The sequence below is a fragment of the Bacillus sp. Y3 genome, assembly GCF_008123875.1.
Classification (GTDB): domain Bacteria; phylum Bacillota; class Bacilli; order Bacillales; family Bacillaceae; genus Bacillus; species Bacillus altitudinis.
On sequence record NZ_VSSC01000001.1, the window covers coordinates 622,149 to 638,613 of the forward strand.

Annotated in this window: 22 protein-coding genes; 4 read left to right on the top strand and 18 right to left on the bottom strand. The window is 40.7% G+C overall.

The features are described 5' to 3' along the window. Nucleotides 1–25 precede the first annotated feature (25 nt). The 17 genes from FXF70_RS03145 to pta form a co-directional block, all read right to left on the bottom strand. Complete coding sequence (locus FXF70_RS03145) at nucleotides 26–511, bottom strand: tetratricopeptide repeat protein (RefSeq protein WP_096881989.1); 486 nt, start codon at nucleotides 509–511, stop codon at nucleotides 26–28. A gap of 35 nt (nucleotides 512–546) precedes the next feature. Further along, nucleotides 547–1,392 carry an octanoyl-[GcvH]:protein N-octanoyltransferase gene (lipL, locus tag FXF70_RS03150; RefSeq protein WP_041091494.1) on the bottom strand — a complete coding sequence of 282 codons (846 nt, stop codon included), beginning with the start codon at nucleotides 1,390–1,392 and terminating at the stop codon, nucleotides 547–549. A 233-nt stretch (nucleotides 1,393–1,625) separates the two neighbouring features. Continuing rightward, nucleotides 1,626–2,021 carry an SMI1/KNR4 family protein gene (locus FXF70_RS03155; protein WP_148779815.1) on the bottom strand — a complete coding sequence of 132 codons (396 nt, stop codon included), beginning with the start codon at nucleotides 2,019–2,021 and terminating at the stop codon, nucleotides 1,626–1,628. Nucleotides 2,022–2,053: 32 nt separating this feature from the next. Beyond that, nucleotides 2,054–2,329: a hypothetical protein gene (locus FXF70_RS03160; RefSeq protein ID WP_048002983.1), complete on the bottom strand. Its 276-nt coding sequence runs from the start codon at nucleotides 2,327–2,329 to the stop codon at nucleotides 2,054–2,056. A 65-nt stretch (nucleotides 2,330–2,394) separates the two neighbouring features. Then, nucleotides 2,395–2,667, bottom strand: a complete 273-nt coding sequence (locus FXF70_RS03165) for a hypothetical protein (protein WP_017360092.1) — start codon at nucleotides 2,665–2,667, stop codon at nucleotides 2,395–2,397. A gap of 28 nt (nucleotides 2,668–2,695) precedes the next feature. Continuing rightward, a complete protein-coding gene (locus FXF70_RS03170) occupies nucleotides 2,696–3,058 on the bottom strand; it encodes a hypothetical protein (protein ID WP_017360093.1) in 363 nt (120 codons plus the stop codon). 74 nt (nucleotides 3,059–3,132) lie between these two features. Beyond that, nucleotides 3,133–3,456 carry a hypothetical protein gene (locus tag FXF70_RS03175; protein WP_262368772.1) on the bottom strand — a complete coding sequence of 108 codons (324 nt, stop codon included), beginning with the start codon at nucleotides 3,454–3,456 and terminating at the stop codon, nucleotides 3,133–3,135. A 15-nt stretch (nucleotides 3,457–3,471) separates the two neighbouring features. After that, entirely contained in the window at nucleotides 3,472–3,867 is a 396-nt protein-coding gene (locus tag FXF70_RS03180) for a CDI toxin immunity protein (protein WP_017360095.1), read from the bottom strand. Between the two features lie 11 nt (nucleotides 3,868–3,878). Next, complete coding sequence (locus tag FXF70_RS03185) at nucleotides 3,879–5,414, bottom strand: T7SS effector LXG polymorphic toxin (RefSeq protein ID WP_148779817.1); 1,536 nt, start codon at nucleotides 5,412–5,414, stop codon at nucleotides 3,879–3,881. A gap of 11 nt (nucleotides 5,415–5,425) precedes the next feature. Next, entirely contained in the window at nucleotides 5,426–5,704 is a 279-nt protein-coding gene (locus FXF70_RS03190) for a YwqI/YxiC family protein (protein ID WP_008343583.1), read from the bottom strand. 4 nt (nucleotides 5,705–5,708) lie between these two features. After that, nucleotides 5,709–6,107 carry a YwqH-like family protein gene (locus FXF70_RS03195; RefSeq protein WP_138826637.1) on the bottom strand — a complete coding sequence of 133 codons (399 nt, stop codon included), beginning with the start codon at nucleotides 6,105–6,107 and terminating at the stop codon, nucleotides 5,709–5,711. Nucleotides 6,108–6,281: 174 nt separating this feature from the next. Then, a complete protein-coding gene (locus FXF70_RS03200; RefSeq protein ID WP_046526753.1) occupies nucleotides 6,282–6,548 on the bottom strand; it encodes a hypothetical protein in 267 nt (88 codons plus the stop codon). Nucleotides 6,549–6,561: 13 nt separating this feature from the next. After that, complete coding sequence (locus FXF70_RS03205; RefSeq protein ID WP_035389849.1) at nucleotides 6,562–7,896, bottom strand: TRAP transporter large permease subunit; 1,335 nt, start codon at nucleotides 7,894–7,896, stop codon at nucleotides 6,562–6,564. A 43-nt stretch (nucleotides 7,897–7,939) separates the two neighbouring features. After that, a complete protein-coding gene (locus FXF70_RS03210) occupies nucleotides 7,940–8,818 on the bottom strand; it encodes a DUF1932 domain-containing protein (protein WP_148779818.1) in 879 nt (292 codons plus the stop codon). A gap of 11 nt (nucleotides 8,819–8,829) precedes the next feature. After that, nucleotides 8,830–9,501 (bottom strand): RraA family protein, encoded by a 672-nt coding sequence (locus FXF70_RS03215; RefSeq protein WP_079919313.1) that lies wholly within the window; start codon nucleotides 9,499–9,501, stop codon nucleotides 8,830–8,832. A 141-nt stretch (nucleotides 9,502–9,642) separates the two neighbouring features. Continuing rightward, entirely contained in the window at nucleotides 9,643–10,494 is an 852-nt protein-coding gene (locus tag FXF70_RS03220) for a MurR/RpiR family transcriptional regulator (protein WP_148779819.1), read from the bottom strand. Nucleotides 10,495–10,630: 136 nt separating this feature from the next. Continuing rightward, nucleotides 10,631–11,602, bottom strand: a complete 972-nt coding sequence (pta, locus tag FXF70_RS03225) for a phosphate acetyltransferase (RefSeq protein WP_017360101.1) — start codon at nucleotides 11,600–11,602, stop codon at nucleotides 10,631–10,633. A gap of 239 nt (nucleotides 11,603–11,841) precedes the next feature. On the opposite strand from pta, the gene hemQ reads away from it, so the two are divergent. Both hemQ and FXF70_RS03235 read left to right on the top strand, forming a co-directional pair. After that, on the top strand, nucleotides 11,842–12,612 hold the full coding sequence (gene hemQ, locus FXF70_RS03230; protein ID WP_148779820.1) for a hydrogen peroxide-dependent heme synthase: 771 nt from the start codon (nucleotides 11,842–11,844) through the stop codon (nucleotides 12,610–12,612). Nucleotides 12,613–12,679: 67 nt separating this feature from the next. Continuing rightward, entirely contained in the window at nucleotides 12,680–13,840 is a 1,161-nt protein-coding gene (locus FXF70_RS03235) for an MFS transporter (protein WP_048002987.1), read from the top strand. Nucleotides 13,841–13,855: 15 nt separating this feature from the next. Here FXF70_RS03235 and FXF70_RS03240 read toward each other — a convergent pair whose 3' ends face one another. Beyond that, nucleotides 13,856–14,335 carry an Lrp/AsnC family transcriptional regulator gene (locus FXF70_RS03240; RefSeq protein WP_008343601.1) on the bottom strand — a complete coding sequence of 160 codons (480 nt, stop codon included), beginning with the start codon at nucleotides 14,333–14,335 and terminating at the stop codon, nucleotides 13,856–13,858. Between the two features lie 145 nt (nucleotides 14,336–14,480). Between FXF70_RS03240 and FXF70_RS03245 the strand changes: the two genes are divergently transcribed. Beyond that, nucleotides 14,481–15,713 carry an MFS transporter gene (locus FXF70_RS03245; RefSeq protein ID WP_039963017.1) on the top strand — a complete coding sequence of 411 codons (1,233 nt, stop codon included), beginning with the start codon at nucleotides 14,481–14,483 and terminating at the stop codon, nucleotides 15,711–15,713. Nucleotides 15,714–15,862: 149 nt separating this feature from the next. Next, nucleotides 15,863–16,465, top strand: coding sequence for a bacilysin biosynthesis protein BacA (locus FXF70_RS03250; protein ID WP_065461268.1), 603 nt, complete (start codon nucleotides 15,863–15,865; stop codon nucleotides 16,463–16,465).

Genomic DNA, 16,465 nt, shown 5'->3' on the forward strand with positions numbered 1-16,465 from the left:
CATTGCCCCTCCATTTCTATATAAATCATTTCCACAATCGATCTAACTGATTTGAATAAAAATCAATGGCCTTTCGATAACTCAAGATAGCAGGATCATTTGTCGTTTCAGTTAAACAGTTCAATAGTATTTCCATGGCTTTGCTATGTTCATTTAAATTATACAAAGTCATGGCATAAAACGTTTGAATGGCTTTATTATGCGGATAAGCTTCCATCGCATGGAGGAATATTTGTTTTGACTTTTCATATTCCCCTAAGGTTCTGTATGTACTTCCTAATCCTAAGAAAGCATCTTCTCTTTCTTCTGAAGACAAACCTAGCTCAAGCGCCCTCTCATAAAAAAAGACAGCTTGTTTTTCCTCCCCTAACACATCATAGCTCCAAGCACATTGATAGTGAATGGAGGCATGATCTGGATACTCTTCTACAAGACGGATGAGCATGTCATTGGATTCTTGAAGATGTCCACTTTCTCGAAGTTCAATCGCTTTCAGAAGTTTCGTTTCCATTACATCACCCCTATTTTTAAGATGGAAAGATGTGTTTACGAGAACACTTTCTCATTCCGCTCAATCATCCGCGTCATGTTTTTCTCAAACTCCAGTTGTTCCTCGGTGGTCAACCCTGAAGCGGTCAGTTGCTCGCTCAGCTTTTGAAGTTCTTCTAGTAAAAGACGCATGAGAAGCGCACAGTCAATGGGTTCTCCAGTTAATTCTGATAGGGATGCCATCGTATCAGGCTGTATATCAGGGAATACCGCTTTCACCTCATGCCGTTTATCCTTTAAGGCTGCCTCATAAAAACGGCGAATCAAATCAGCTCGTTCCCGGCCGCTTCCATCTGCACACAAATAGATTTGCACAGCGACCCCTCCGCGTAATCTACGCTGAGAAATGCCGGCAAATTTCTTTCCATTGATGCTCAAATCGTAGCTACCTGGACAGTAAGAGCCGACAATTTCATAGGCTTCAATGTCCACCTCATACATCGACAGCATCCGGCGGATCAATTCCACCATCGCATCATATCCTCGGTCAATATCAATGCCCTTCTTTTGTTCCGCAAAGATTAAAGACACATTCAGTACGCCTTCATCCAGCACCACAGCAAGACCGCCTGAATTGCGCACAATGACGCGATATCCCTCTTCCTCAAGAAGCTTTACACCATCTTGGAGAAATGGAAGTCTTGTATCCTGAATCCCAAGAACGATCGTATTGTGGTGCACCCAAGAACGCGCTGTGGCTGGTGAGAGCCCTTTCCCAACCGACGCACAAAGCGTATCATCCATTGCAAAGGATTGCTTCGGGTCCACATAGAGACCAAGGCTCGATTGATCTATGATTCGCCATGTCGGCTGTGTCAATAACTCAATTGGTTCATTTTTCATGTCCTGCATATCCTCTCGTTCATAAACTGTGTTTATTATAACATGGAGGGAGAATGAGAGAGAAAAAAGCTCTATGACAAGGAACGTCACAGAGCTTTTCAACTGGATTTGGTTTTCTTGTTCTTCCTTTTCGAAATGAAATAAACAGCTGCAATCAAAACGACAGGAACCCCAACCACGAGGCATGCAGCGATCAATGTGTTCCACGGCAAATCGATCATCTCCTTAATAGACTAAACTTCTATGAAACAGCCGTGACTTACCCAGCTTAACAAGTCTTCAGCCACCAATTCCGCATGCTGAGGGTCCATCACACCAGCATCGACGATCCACACTTTTTTCTCTTCTTCTGCCTGCCGCATGAGAAGTACTCGCCCACCGCCATCGTCACCAATAGCTACATAGCCGCTTGCATAATGATGGACTTCCCATGTTTTATTGCGTTCCACTATGTCTTCAGTTCCGTATAAAAGCAGGTCGCCTCCAGTGGAACAACCATTTGATTGTTTCAGTAAGACTTGATGGGCATGAGGAAACATCATATTTAGTTCAGCTTCTGCCTCTTTGATATGTATGTCACTTGCTGGTTCGTTCATGACCAAGTTGGGAATCTGAGAAAAATGAATCATTTTGAAAGCCTCCTAAAAGGTTGAACTAGCGTTTATTCAGCTGATTTTGTCATAATCATTTTATACACCCGTAGGAGCACCTTTAATAGAAAATAGAAAATGATGACATCGAGTATAAAACCAAAAAATAGAAATTCAACACCATAATTTGAATGCAGGACTAGCCAATCAATGGGAAAACCTCGATAAACCGAACCGGCATGTGGGACATAAACCCCTCTCATAAAAGCTGTCCCAATGACGAGAAGAACACTGATGCTTAATAGCCAATTGACTGTTTTTTTGTTGATGTGTTTTTTCTGATTCATACGAATTCCTTTCTGTGTTTTTGTATCGCTTTCTAATACAAAGACTTCTACCTATCACTATATAATCAATACAACAATTCTTTTAGTAGACTTTCCGCTTTATGTAATTCATCTAAGAATGGATTTAGATAGTCATTATGACTATCCAAGTAAGCCCTAACTCCGCCAATGATAAAGATCTTTTGGAGATCATCATTGGCTTGCATGATTCTTTGGGCATTCTTGTATCTTCTATATATTAATTCAAGTACACCTTGATGGATCTCTTGCGAATATTCTTTTTCTAGGATGTTGATGACCGTTTGGATTTGTTTCGTTAGTTCTTGTTTTTTGTGCATTTAATGCTCCTTAAGACTTCGGCTCATACTAATAAATATCTAACCGTTGACAATTAAAACTTATAAAATCGCCTTCATTTATATCTCCCGGTATATTGTAATCTAATTCTAATAAAAGTCCGCCTACCTTCACTTTTTCATCACGCTTATCAATTAATTGTCCTAAAAAACTATAACTGAAATTATCATCTAATTTTTCAATTCTATACTCTGACAATTCAGCTTTCACTAAGTCTGACACATCTAAACAATAAATAGGTTCTAATAGTTCATTTTCTTCAAGGTAATTTAATGGTTGAGCAAAACACATTATTTCCAGTTCGCCATCTGTTACAATCACTTCAGCTTCTGAGGCTTCTTGTGAAATCCAGTTTATTTTTTTTATTTTCAATACGGTCACCTTTTCTATCACTTATTCTCATTTTTTTCGAAAAGAACCTGGTCTTTCCCACTCCTATTAGAGGTTCAGTTAACGATACATTCAGGTGAAAATTTCACAAAAACAGAGTTTGTACCATCATCCATCATTCTTTTTAATTCCTTACCTAATGAATAATTAGAATCTGGTTCTGTTTGCAATACATAAACAATATTTCCACCCTCACCTTGAGTAAGACAGGTTAATTGTAAATATTCATTGTTATCATAAATAAAAGAAACGATGTAATCATAGAAATTACCTTCTAGGTTATCCTTATTTAATTCCTCCGTAAAAACTCTAACTACGGTTCCGGCCCATATTTGAGTATCATCTTCAACTTCCTGAACAGTTATCCAATCATTACTCATCATTCTATTACATCCCTACTTTAATCCTACTTTCACTTCACCATCATGAAATATTTCAATAACATAACCAGAAGATGGTGAAAAAATCCATGTATCAAAACTGACTGCAGTAACATCATCTATAGCTTCAAAAACTTTATCTAAAGTAGATTGAATAATTGGTAACGTCCCTTCATCCCAAATGATATAAACAACATCATTATACTCATCCATTTTTTGATTTAAAAAGGATTGTATCTCATCAAACGTATTCACTTCAGCATAAGAAGATAAATTTTTCCATTCAATTTGCCCCCAATCAGAAAATGGAAATGAACTTTCAAAATGGCTTAATATTTTCTCCCTACTATTATCATATAAAACGTGTACATTCTCACCAAGTGCCTCAATACATTCTTCAAATAAACTCATATAAAATCTCCTTATCTATTCAGATGTTTTAATAAAGATTTAAAAGTACCTTCGTTACCTTCAAATGGTATAGCGATTTTCTTTGCATTAGCTCCTTTGCCATTACGAAAATCTTCAATATTTATATGTGGTCCCTTATTAGGATCATAATCTAATCTCCATCTTACTTTTCCGTCAGCAGACTGCCTACCGACAACTTTACCATACCCAGCACTCGACTTAAGCGTACCTGTATATGGTTGTGCATTGGGTCCTAGGTCTCCAACTAAGTCTACTGTCTTATTTCTGGCTTGTTCATAGGTTTTAACTTTATCTAATATTTGTTCTCCTCTTCCAATACCCTTTGCACTCTTCTCAACCCTCTTAGCTACCTTCTCCCCTTTAATAATCTTAAAAACATATTTCCCCACTTTAACAATGTTAGCGCTTGGAACCATGTACACCCCTGATACCAAACGATCCATACCTGCGACTTTATCACCTGTTATTGGATCTCTTCCTGTAATAACCCGAATCGCGTCGTTTATTCCTGTAAATTCAACTGCTGCATTTAAAATATTTTGGGGTTGATCGCCTGTTTTCACATCAGAAATCGGTTTAACGCTCTCAATCGTTACTTTGTTTTTTTCTGATATCCGTAACCGATACAGCATTCCATCTCTCATGACTTCAACCGTCTTTGCATTTTCGAAGTTAATCTTTTTGTACTCATTTAACTTGTATACTTTTCCATTTAAGGTTACGGTGGTTTGATTAATTTTACTAGACGACATTTCTCGAACCACCGTATCCACATTCGCCTGTTCTTTCTCATTCAATTTCTTCAACATGATCATCATCGGGTTTTCTTTCATGTTGTCTATTTTGTCATTCAATCCGCTGATCGTGCTGCTTATTTTTTCTTCTTTTCCATTTTTGAAAATAGACCCTTTTTGATAGCTCGTGATGTCGATTTTTGGGCCGGTGAACATGGTGCTTAGCGTGTTGATGTATTGCTTCATTGTTTGCAATGCACTTGTTGTTTCATTCATAGCACTTGTTTGTTCTCTGTCAAAGGCATGGAGCAATCCAATGGTTCTGGATGTCTCAAGCCACGCTTTTTGATAGCTCTGTTGAAAAGCAGACTCGTCTACGTGAGGCAAATGAACGATATGACTGACCCTGCCGATCGCCTGGCTCACATCTGAAACGATGTCAGAAAACGTTCGCTCCGCTTTTTTTAAACCTTGATCAAGTTCGTGTTCAATAAATGCTTGTGATATAAAGCCGTGCTGATTTGATTCAAGGGTATGAAGTGCCTGCTTTGTTTGTTTGAGCGCAGAGCTGTATTCCTCAATGACAACCTGAAAAAATTGCAGGAAGGGAATATGGCATTCTGTATAAAAGGAGCGGATGGCTTGTCCCGCCTCTCCCTTTAGTGCGCCATCAAGTGAGATGATCTGTTGGATTTGTTTTTCTATGGAGCTAATCTGTTGTGATTGCTGCTTTAATGTATTCAGCGTTTGGTCAATTCCGTTTATTAGCGCAAAAGCATCAAGGGTTTTCATTGCGTTCTCCTTTATTTTCTTTTACTGCTGGAAGCAAGCGCCTTGTCCGTTTCGATCATGGTGTTCACCGCTTGTTCTGTTTGTACAAGTTGTTTCTGAAGAATGTCTATATAGGATGTACTTAATTCGTTCAGCTGCTGATTGATTTTTTCTAATGTGTCTGCCGTCAGGAGCTGATTTCTTCCTTTGATGGTTGTTGGAAGTGTGGCATTCATTTGAGCGCCTGATTGTTTTGCATGCTGTAATACTCGTTTGACCTGACTGGCATCTATTTTAATTTCTCTGCTCATGTGACTACCCTCTTTTTTCTTCCAGTTGTTTCTGTTTTTCTTTCTCTATTTTTCTTTCAACCGAATGAATTTCATGTTCTAATGAATGGATCTCTGATTTTAAGTCGCTGATTTTCTCATCAATTCGATTCAATAGATTGGTCAGCTGTATACTTTTTATCTCTTGACTGGCGGATGCCATCTCGTTTCGAATGTCATCAAACGTATCTGCGAGATGGCCAAACCATGTATGTGAAGTCAAATCTGGATGAGTCATTTTCTTGTTAGCATCTGCCAGAGCAGACTTTGCTTCTTTTATTTCTTTTCGACACATGTTCAGTTCTATGATTTGTTCTTTTTTTATGGATATGTCTGCCTTTAACGAATACAAGGCTGTTGTATAACCGATGATAGCTCCAGACATCGTCAAACACCTCTATTCCTCAAATAGTCCTCCGTTATGTTACCATTTACTAGCACAAGAGGCATATGATTGAAAACGAATTCACTAAAAAATGAATCGTATGTATTGGGTTTTTATACCTAATTCACACGCACAAAAAAGCTGAATTCATCAACTGAATCCAGCTTTTCATGCTTATTTGAGCGAATCACCTGCTGATGCTGATGGATGATCGCTAAATGAGGTGTCTTTCTTCTCAGGGATATAATGGAGTGAAAACCCGACAAGGCTAAAAAAGGCACTTAACACCAGTGTTGGGTTTTTAAATAGGTTCGTACTAGCAATGATCATATCTCCCTTTTGCAAGAGTATCCCTAGTATTTGACCGAATACCAACAACGTTCCTGACGTTAGAAATAGGACAAGCAGCACTTTAAATAACAATTCCATCAATACTCTCATCTGTTTCTCCTTTCTATACGGGAAGTATCTCCATTCCAATGAGCCAGCCAATACCAACGATCGGAAGCATATAATAGAGGATCAGTGGGATAAAGGTTTTTTCTGGTCTGGCCCCTGCAAGACCCGAAGCAATGAAAATTGATCCTGATGCAGGCGGGGAAGCCCCTTCTGTTGATGAAAAAGCAAGAATGGCAACTACAGCCACAACTGGGTCTACTCCAACTGAGATTAAAGCTGAAAATGAGACAAGGCCAACAGCTGTTAGTGTCGCTGTTGAAGATAGAGGGCCTGCCACCAGTGTGACAAGAACACCCACAATGAGCACCATGAGCCATTTCGGAATGGCAAGTACTGATGTGATTTGCGTCAAATCATCTGCGAGCCCTAATTCAGCAAGCACTTGACTAGCAGCCACTGCAAACAGCATCAAGGCTCCGATCGTTGTAAACTTAGGAATAGCCGACTTGAAAAACTGAGACCAATCAAGTGCAGACGCCTTTTTTCTTCCAATTGTTAGACTAATTAATATCATGAGAATCGGAATCCACGTAATTAAAGAAATTTGATCCATTGCCTCCGGTCCGATGTTTGGATTACTTTTTAAGTAGTTTGCCAACGGACCAATGGTGATCATGATAGGAATCAAGGCACCGAAAAAAATAAAGATCGACTTCCACCCTTGTTTCACCGCTTCCCAGAAAGGAAGAATATCATCTGGCGGCATGGCCTGAATTTTATTCTTTTTCACCAGAAGATACACCAAAATAAATCGGTATACGACTTGATACAGTCCTCCTATTAGAAGGGCAATATATAAATCTCCCTCAGATACAAGGGCGGCAACCGGGGCAAACCCAAGCATGATAAACATGGAAGAGTTCGGAGGCAGTGCCGCTCCAAGTCCGCCATTCCCTGCTAGAATCGTGGCCGTGTGGGTCCGGCTCCACCCGGATTTAATCATCCAAGAGGCGGTGATAGAGCCAGTCGCAGCTGTGTTTGCAGAATTTGAACCTGAAAGAGCGCCTAACACTGCTGAACCTAACGTACTCATATAAGCTGCTCCACCAGGTAGTTTCCCTACAACAGAATTCAAGATTCGTAAGAGTGCATGAATTAATTCCAACTTTTCGATTAAATAGGCCATGAATACAAATGCGACAGCTGCATAAAGTACCTCATATGTGGATGCAAATATTAAACCATCCCAGAAAAGTCTTAACGCATCCAATCCGCCAAATAATGTGGTCGCAATAAAGCCTAGTAGCATGGCTTCTCCCATATTCCGTTTCACCATAACATTCCATATAATGATGACAGCTATGAACACAATCAACGCAATAAAACCCATATCGTTTCTTCGCCTCCCCTTTATTAAATAAAACGCTTACAATTTATTCCCCTTGCTGCATCACGTCAATGACTTCTTCCCAGCTAGCAGGTTTTACCCCGTCAAATCGTTCAGCAAAGTGAAAGTCTGCTAATCTCTCAAGCTTCTGTTGTGCTGCCCGAGACATGCTGGCATCAATCTCTGCTTCATCTAGCATTTCAATAGAGCCAAGCAGCTCAATCGCCCGTCTTTTTGCATGCAATGCACTCCCTGTCACAAGACGGTTCATGGTCTCTTCAAAACTTTTGCTATCGATTGTATCGCTTAGTGAAGAAATCACTTGATGTTCCACATTATATTTTTTGGAAATTTCCAAAAATTCAATCAAGAGACCGACAATCCCCTTCATATAAATGCTTCTGATTAGCTTTAGTGCCGAAGCATCTCCTGGCTGGTCACTAATTTTTGTGATATTCATGCCATAAGCATTCATCACTTTCATGAATTGGTCAACTCCACTGCCGCTTGCCGTGATCGGAACCTTGTGTTTGTTGATTGGAAGAGGCCCTAGCATGGCGGCATCTACAAATAGAGCTTCTTGCTTTTCAATTTCGTTTGCTACTTGTTTTTTGATGTCTGGTGTTGATGCCGATGCATCGACATATAATTGATTCTTTTTCAAACTTCCCGATACGGATTGTGCCACTTCTAAGGTTTTATTCGCTGGCACAGCTGCAATCACAAGATCAGATTTCTCAATGACTTCGCTAATACTGCTCGTTAATTGAACGCCTGTTTGCGATGCTTTTTCTTTCAATGAGCCAGCTAATTTCTCATTTTTTAATAGGACATCATACGCATAAAATTGATTTAATCCTTCTGTTTTCAATCCCGTTGACAGCTCATATGCTGCTTCTCCATATCCGATAAAGCCTATCCTCATCACAGATTCCCCTATCCTTGAAATTTTTTCATTCTGCCTTCCAGCCATGCCGGTGCTAAGAGACTGATATCTTGTTTTCCTTCGTCCACATACTGTTGAATCGTTTTTAATCTCTGATGTTCATACGCTTGTTTCTCTTCCGCTAGTGTCAGCAGGTGTTCCGCCTTTTCCTTTGGAACGATGACGACTCCATCATCGTCAGCAATCACTAGATCACCTGGGGCTACTTTGACACCGCCGCACGAGATGGTTTGATTCAATTCCCCAGGACCATCTTTAAAAGGTCCGTTTGGCATAAATCCCTTGCTGTAGATTGGAAAAGCCAGCTCCTCTAAAGAGAGTTTGTCGCGAACAAGCCCGTCAATCACGATTCCTTCTATTCCTACAGCCTTTGCTGAATGTGCCATCAATTCCCCTAAATAGGCATGACCCTTATGGTCTTTCCCATCAACAATCAATACATCTCCTTCTTTAGCAGAGTAGATCGCTTGATGAAGAAATAAATTATCCCCTGGCCGTAAGCTAACAGTAAAAGCTGTGCCGACTACATTCATGCCTTTCGCAACTGGTTTGATTTGATGATCCATCGCGCCGGTGCATCCCATTACGTCTGACAGCAAGGTCGAGTTAAGCTTTTTTGCCCTAGCGATAAGATCATTTGACACGAAATGAACAGTACTCATTGTTTCCATCATCCCCTTTGAGTTATATTCATTACACTTATTTTTATTAAAGTAATATTTATTACTTTTGTGATATGATCATACCACCTCATTTTCAATTAGTAAAGCGCTTTCAAAAATAAAAAAATGAGTTCCACACGACTAATGTGTTGTGTGGTAACTCATTTTCGTTAACATATGATTGATTTGATCTAAACGTGGTTTTGTTCTTTCAGGATCATTCATCGCTAAGGCACTTAAAATGTAATCGACGATAAAGATAGCAGATACGACAGAGTTATGAGAGCCTACACTTGCTGAGGAACATGGTAATACATATTGTGCATATTTGGTTAATGGAGAGCTGTAGCTGTCTGTGATTAAAAGCACATCCACCCCATAAGACTTCGCTACTTCGAGCAAGTCCTTCATGCGTTTTGCATAACGCGGATAGCTGACCGCTATAATGAAATCACTAGAGTTGAAATGAACCAAATCATCCACCCAGTCGCTTTTGTCTGCATCAATGTATTGGCAATTCCCCAATAACCGATTGATTCCGAGTGACAGATACTCACCAACAGGTCTTCCACTTCGAACACTTGTACACAAAACGTGGCGTGCGCTGGCTATTTTCCCAACAATCTGCTGAAAGGTTTCTTCCGTGATATTGTCTAGTGCATACTGGATATTTTGAAATTGCAGTTCTACATGGTCATGCAGGAGCTTATTCTTATTTGAATGCTTGAGATTCGCTTCAAGTCTCGTTTGAGGGTCGGCTTTATGTTTCATAGCTGATTGAAGCTCTTTTTGGAATTCAGAAAAACCGGAATACCCCATCGCAGCAGAGAATCGCATGATCGTTGCTGTACTCGTCCCGACTTTTGACGCCAATTTATCGACAGTTAAAAAAGCGACTTCCATTGGATTTTGTACGATATAATCTGCAATTCTCCTCTGCGCATCGGTTAAAAATGCGACCTTATGCTGAAGTTTATATATTAAATCCTCCATTATAGCACCTGCCTATCCTATCGGCTTTATCTACGATTCGTGTTTTCTTTTCACTCTTTATTGTACACATTTGGACAAAATAAAAAAACAGCCAGCACGAATCTATCGTACTGACTGCTCTAGTCGAGATGCTATTTTATAGTGCTTGAGCTGCTGTAATCAGCGCAAGATTGTAAACGTCTTCGGCATTACAGCCTCTTGAAAGATCGTTTACTGGCTGATTTAGACCTTGCAGGATTGGACCTACAGCTTCAAAGTTACCTAAGCGCTGGGCAATTTTGTAGCCAATGTTTCCTGCTTCAAGGCTAGGGAAAACAAATACGCTAGCATCGCCTTTGATGACGGAATCTGGTGCTTTTTTCGCTGCCACTGAAGGAACGAAAGCTGCATCGAATTGGAACTCTCCATCAAGAACAAGCTCAGGTGCTTTTTCTTTTGCAATGCGAACCGCTTCAGATACTTTGTCTGTTTCGTCTGATTTTGCTGAACCTTTTGTAGAGAAGCTAAGCATTGCTACACGTGGTTCGATGTCAAACATTTTTGCTGTGTTTGCACTTTCGATCGCAATTTCAGCAAGATCTTGGCTGTCTGGTGCAATGTTGATCGCACAATCAGCAAACACATATTGCTCTTCGCCGCGAGCCATAATGAAGACACCAGAAGTTTTCTTTACGCCTTCTTTTGTTTTAATGATTTGAAGTGCTGGGCGCACTGTGTCAGCAGTTGAGTGTGCTGCTCCGCTTACAAGGCCGTCTGCAAGACCTTTATACACAAGCATTGTACCGAAGTAGTTTTCATCCAGTAATGCTTTTCTCGCTTGCTCTTCTGTCGCTTTGCCTTTACGTCTTTCGACGAAAGCTTGTACAAGATCGTCAAAACCTTCATATGTATGAGGATCATACACGTCAACACCATCAAGTGTAAGACCTAATTCTTTTGCTTTTGCTTCTACTTCTTCTTTCTTACCTACAACAATTGGCTGCAATACTTTGCCATCTGCTAGTTTTTGAACGGCTGTTAGAATGCGTTCGTCCATTCCCTCAGGAAAAACGATCTTAACTCCTTTACCTGCAACCTTTTCCTGAACTGTTGAAAAAATATCTGCCACTTCAATACCCTCCTTGATTTTACAAAAAAAGCGTTCTCTTTTAAGCATACTCTTCTTCTACATAAATTCAAACTACCAACTTACATTATAGCGCTTACAATTTAAATTCTTATTTTTCAAACTAATTAAATCAATTTCTAGAAAAGCGTTTTCGTCGTTCAAGTTTTGATCACATCTTCATTTGGACAAACTATGTTATAGTTGGAACAGATGGAAAACTGTTAATAGGAGTGAAAGAAATGAGCGAACAACATACAACAAATGAAGCAGCTCAAACACTAGATGGCTGGTATGCACTGCATGATTTTAGAACGATTGACTGGACAGCTTGGAAGCTGCTGACAAGCGATGAGCGTCAAGCTATCATTCATGAGTTCACAGGTCTATTAGAAAAATGGAAAACAGCTGAGCACCATCAGGCTGGAAGCCAAACAATCTATAGTATTGTCGGCCAAAAAGCAGATATTATGCTCATGATTTTACGTCCGACCATGGAAGAACTAGGTGAAATTGAACTTGAATTCAACAAGACACGACTAGCCGAGTTTACGATTCCAGCTTATTCTTATGTGTCAGTTGTTGAACTCAGCAACTACTTAGCAGGAGGCGGAGATGGCGGAGACCCTTACGAGAACCCGCATGTACGTGCGCGCCTCTATCCAGAGCTTCCTACTTCTCAATATGTCTGTTTCTATCCAATGGATAAAAGACGTTCTGGCAATGACAACTGGTACATGCTTTCAATGGATGAGCGCAAATCCCTTATGAGAAGTCACGGCTTAATTGGCAGAAGCTATGCTGGGAAAGTAAAACAGATCATTACAGGTTCTGTTGGCTTTGATGATTATGAGTGGGGCGTCACTCTTTTCTCTGATGATGTGCTTCAATTTAAAAAATTGGTTTACGAAATGCGATTTGATGAAGTGAGTGCACGTTACGGCGAATTTGGTTCCTTCTTTGTTGGAAACCGATTAGCAAACGAGCAGCTAGCGTCTTATTTCCATGTATGATAAACTCTTAAGGCTTCGGATCTCTCCGAAGCCTTTTTATGTATTTGTTTAGAAAGGTGATCTCATCATGAAAAACTTCCCCATCGCTATTTTTGCGTTAACGCTCGGTGCGTTTTCGATTGGCATGACTGAATTTGTGATCATGGGACTTTTGCCAAATGTCGCAAATGATCTTCATGTATCTATTTCTGCTTCAGGTCAGTTGATTACCGGATATGCACTCGGTGTCGCAGTTGGCGGCCCTATTTTAACGTTATCAACTGGAAAAATGTCGAGAAAACGTCTCCTCATTCTATTAATGATTCTTTTCGTAGCAGGAAATGCTGTCGCAGCTGTATCGTCTTCTTATGATCTATTGATGGTTGCACGTATTTTAACGTCATTTGCTCATGGTACCTTCTTTGGTGTCGGCGCCATTATGGCTGCACGGCTTGTTCCTAAGGAGCGAAGCGCAAGTGCGATCAGCTTCATGTTTACAGGACTGACAGTAGCCAATGTACTGGGTGTGCCATTTGGCACCTTTATCGGAAATCAATTCGGCTGGCGCATGTCATTTCTCGTCATTGCCGTCATTGGTCTCATTTCCTTAATCGGTATAATCAGTTTAGTACCAAATCAATCGAAAGAAGAAGTATTAGATATTCGAAATGAAATATCGGTGTTGAAAAAGCCGCAGGTTCTCGTCTCCTTTGCGATGACGATATTCGGTTTTGCGGGTGTGTTTACCGCCTTTACGTATATCAGCCCGATCCTGCTGCAAGTGACTGGCTTTCAGGAAAACGGGGTCACCCTCATTCTTGTCCTCTTTGGGCTTGGGGTCACCATTGGGAATTTAGTCGGCGGAAAGCTTGCCGACTGGAAGCTGATGCCGAGTATTATCATCACATTGATCTTGCTGATGGCTGTTCTGTTGTTATTCACATATACATCTGCCTTTAAAGTGCCTGCCGTGCTGACGATTTTTGTTTGGGGAATTATTTCATTTATTCTCGTTCCTACCTTGCAATACCGCACGATGAACATGGCACATGAAGCCCCGACACTCGCATCAACGCTCAGTCATTCTGCCTTTAATATTGGAAATGCCGGCGGTGCAGCGCTTGGCGGTCTTGCTATCGAAATCACACATTTACAGCTTGTCCCACTCTTTGCGGCAGGTGTAACATTCATTGGATTGATCATTACGATCATGAGCTATCAGTCAGATAAACGAATCAAAAGGACCTGAGGGCAGGTCCTTTTTCTATTTCACCACGGTCATTTCTGGCTCTTCTATTTGTTTCACACGTTCCTGAATGGGATGGGTAAAGGAATGCTCTGATAAGACAATATGGGAGACCGTTTTTGTAAAGCCAGACACATCTTGAATAAAGGCTTCAATTTCTTCAAGAGAAGAAACAGACAGCTTAATGAAAAAACAGGACTGTCCTGCCACTCGATAAGCAAAGAACGCACGTGGATGCTGGTTCATAAATGTCACAAAACGCTGATACTCCCCATTTAATACGGTGACTTCCAGTAAACAGTCTATCATCAGACCCAGCTTTTTATAATTGACTTGAACAGAATACCCTTCGATAATCCCTGCATCCTCTAGTTTTCGCACTCTTTCTGCTACCGCAGGCGCCGATAAATTCACTCGTTTGGACAATTCCCTCATTGATAAGCGGGCATCTTCTCTCAATTCGTTTAAAATATGCACATCCACATCGGTGATTTTCATTCGTTACGCTCCTATCCCAAAATCGTTCCATTTGAAAAGTATTTTATGATGATACTTATGATACGAAATGTAAAATAAAACTAAATAATGGTAGAATTTATTTTAACGGAATTGAATGAAAAAGCAAGTATGGAGGGATCACTTGATGAAAGAATCTTTAGACAGCCAGGCTTCTAAAACATTTCCCATCACACTTGCCATTGCACTCACACTTGGCGTTTTTGCGGCGGGATCGGAGGAACTGGTGATTTCACCACTGCTGCCTGATTTATCAAACTCCTTTCAGCACTCTCTTGATGTTCTCGCTCTTTCCATCAGCATTTATGGGTTAGCTGTGCTGGTTGGAGCTCCGCTACTCGTTCCTTTAGGGGACCGATATTCAAGAGAGCTGTGTTTGATAATTGGGCTGTCCTTCTTTTTAATTGGAACAGTGATGTGTGCTGCTGCCCCAAATTTGGCAGTGTTTTTTGCAGGCCGTGCTATTTCAGGGCTGGCAACTGGTGTATTTGTGCCAACAGCCTATGCTCTTGTGGGCGACCGGGTTCCATACGAATATCGCGGCAAAGTGATGGGACTCATTGTATCGAGCTGGTCTCTTTCTCTTGTCCTTGGTGTGCCCATTGGCGCCTTTATCGGCCAGAGTTTAAACTGGCGCTGGACGTTTTGGATCTTCGCTATGATGAGTCTCATTGTCCTGCTGCTCGTCATCCTTGAATCAAGAAAACAAGTCAGAGCAGCTGATCCGAAGGCACCTCAAGCTAGAGAGACAACAGGCTCTTTATGGGGAGCTTTGAAAATTGATCGTGTGCCTGCCTATTTGACTGTGACGTTTTGCAATATGCTTGGATTTTACGGCATGTACTCGTTTTTAGGTGCTTATTTGCAAAGTCTGTTTGATGGCGGACAATCAACAGCTGGACTTCTTATTATGGCTTATGGCGTCGGCTTTTCTATGAGTATGTTTACTGGAAAATTAGCAGACTGGTTCGGTAAAACCCGTTCCCTTGTCTTCGTGCTGGGTGGAATTGCGCTTGTTCTAGCCTTGCTTCCTTATGCGCCATTCTCGTGGATGTTGCTGATTTTCGCCCTATTTATTTGGGGTGCTATGCAAAGCTTATCTGTCACGCTTCTAAGCACCGTTCTAAGCGACTGCTCTCAAACCCATCGCGGGAAAGTGATGGCTTTTTACAGCCTGGCCTCCAACCTTGCTGTTATGCTCGGTTCCGCACTGATGGGACCCGTTTATGTCCATTTCGGATATCATACGGTAGGTCTTGTCTGTGCATTAATCACACTTGTTGGTTTTATCATCAGCTTCGGCAGCTATAAACGAGAACGTGCCTTACAGAAAAAACAACCAACTACACTTGAAACGTAAGCACATTTCACTGCACATCTCGATATGTGCAGTTTTTTAGATCAATTTTTAATATCATCGTAAAATACATTTTTTATAAAATTTGTTGACAATTACCAATTTTAAATTTTATAATCTAGTAAAAATTTGAAAAAGATTGGATGGTAAACATGATCCTAAAGAATGATGTGTTTCATTTCAAAGAAGAGCCTAGCCCTTCACCCAAGATGTTTACAGTCAACACACTAGGCCCTAAGGGGACAAGCAGTGAATACGCAGCAAAACATTTCATCTCTCAATCCACCACTACACTCGGCACTCATACGAAACTATCCCTTTATGACACATTCGAAACTTGCATTGAACATACTCTCTCTCAACCACTTCAATTTACTCTCGTTCCACACGCATATGAAGGCATCAAACACTTCTACATGAGACCAGATCTACAGCTTTTACAAATTTTCAGATGTGACACACCCATGTATGGGTTGGCTGTCAGACCTGATTTCCCATTCAATGAACAAATGCTCCACCATTTAAAAATTGTCTCACATCCTGCACCTGTCAATTTAATTCAATATTTCATTCACCAAAATGCTGAATTTGAACTTGTTAATTCTACAAGTACTGCCGCGCAGAAAGTAAGGGACGGCGAATTTGATTTTGCTTTAACGAATGAGGTGGCAAGAGCCACATATGGCCTCATCTTCATTCGAACGTTTAAAAGTATACCCATGAGCTGGTCCATATTCGGAAAAGGAGAGATATAA

Coding starts and splice junctions, on each gene's coding strand:
- FXF70_RS03220 (WP_148779819.1), bottom strand. CDS start 10,494: ATGGAGGATTTAATATATAAACTTCAGCATAAGGTCGCATTTTTAACC.
- FXF70_RS03210 (WP_148779818.1), bottom strand. CDS start 8,818: ATGAGGATAGGCTTTATCGGATATGGAGAAGCAGCATATGAGCTGTCA.
- FXF70_RS03250 (WP_065461268.1), top strand. CDS start 15,863: ATGATCCTAAAGAATGATGTGTTTCATTTCAAAGAAGAGCCTAGCCCT.
- FXF70_RS03195 (WP_138826637.1), bottom strand. CDS start 6,107: ATGTCTGGAGCTATCATCGGTTATACAACAGCCTTGTATTCGTTAAAG.
- FXF70_RS03185 (WP_148779817.1), bottom strand. CDS start 5,414: ATGAAAACCCTTGATGCTTTTGCGCTAATAAACGGAATTGACCAAACG.
- FXF70_RS03180 (WP_017360095.1), bottom strand. CDS start 3,867: ATGAGTTTATTTGAAGAATGTATTGAGGCACTTGGTGAGAATGTACAC.
- FXF70_RS03215 (WP_079919313.1), bottom strand. CDS start 9,501: ATGAGTACTGTTCATTTCGTGTCAAATGATCTTATCGCTAGGGCAAAA.
- FXF70_RS03200 (WP_046526753.1), bottom strand. CDS start 6,548: ATGAGAGTATTGATGGAATTGTTATTTAAAGTGCTGCTTGTCCTATTT.
- lipL (WP_041091494.1), bottom strand. CDS start 1,392: ATGAAAAATGAACCAATTGAGTTATTGACACAGCCGACATGGCGAATC.
- FXF70_RS03160 (WP_048002983.1), bottom strand. CDS start 2,329: ATGAATCAGAAAAAACACATCAACAAAAAAACAGTCAATTGGCTATTA.
- FXF70_RS03145 (WP_096881989.1), bottom strand. CDS start 511: ATGGAAACGAAACTTCTGAAAGCGATTGAACTTCGAGAAAGTGGACAT.
- hemQ (WP_148779820.1), top strand. CDS start 11,842: ATGAGCGAACAACATACAACAAATGAAGCAGCTCAAACACTAGATGGC.
- FXF70_RS03165 (WP_017360092.1), bottom strand. CDS start 2,667: ATGCACAAAAAACAAGAACTAACGAAACAAATCCAAACGGTCATCAAC.
- FXF70_RS03235 (WP_048002987.1), top strand. CDS start 12,680: ATGAAAAACTTCCCCATCGCTATTTTTGCGTTAACGCTCGGTGCGTTT.
- FXF70_RS03155 (WP_148779815.1), bottom strand. CDS start 2,021: ATGATTCATTTTTCTCAGATTCCCAACTTGGTCATGAACGAACCAGCA.
- FXF70_RS03175 (WP_262368772.1), bottom strand. CDS start 3,456: ATGAGTAATGATTGGATAACTGTTCAGGAAGTTGAAGATGATACTCAA.
- FXF70_RS03205 (WP_035389849.1), bottom strand. CDS start 7,896: ATGGGTTTTATTGCGTTGATTGTGTTCATAGCTGTCATCATTATATGG.
- FXF70_RS03190 (WP_008343583.1), bottom strand. CDS start 5,704: ATGAGCAGAGAAATTAAAATAGATGCCAGTCAGGTCAAACGAGTATTA.
- FXF70_RS03245 (WP_039963017.1), top strand. CDS start 14,481: ATGAAAGAATCTTTAGACAGCCAGGCTTCTAAAACATTTCCCATCACA.
- FXF70_RS03240 (WP_008343601.1), bottom strand. CDS start 14,335: ATGAAAATCACCGATGTGGATGTGCATATTTTAAACGAATTGAGAGAA.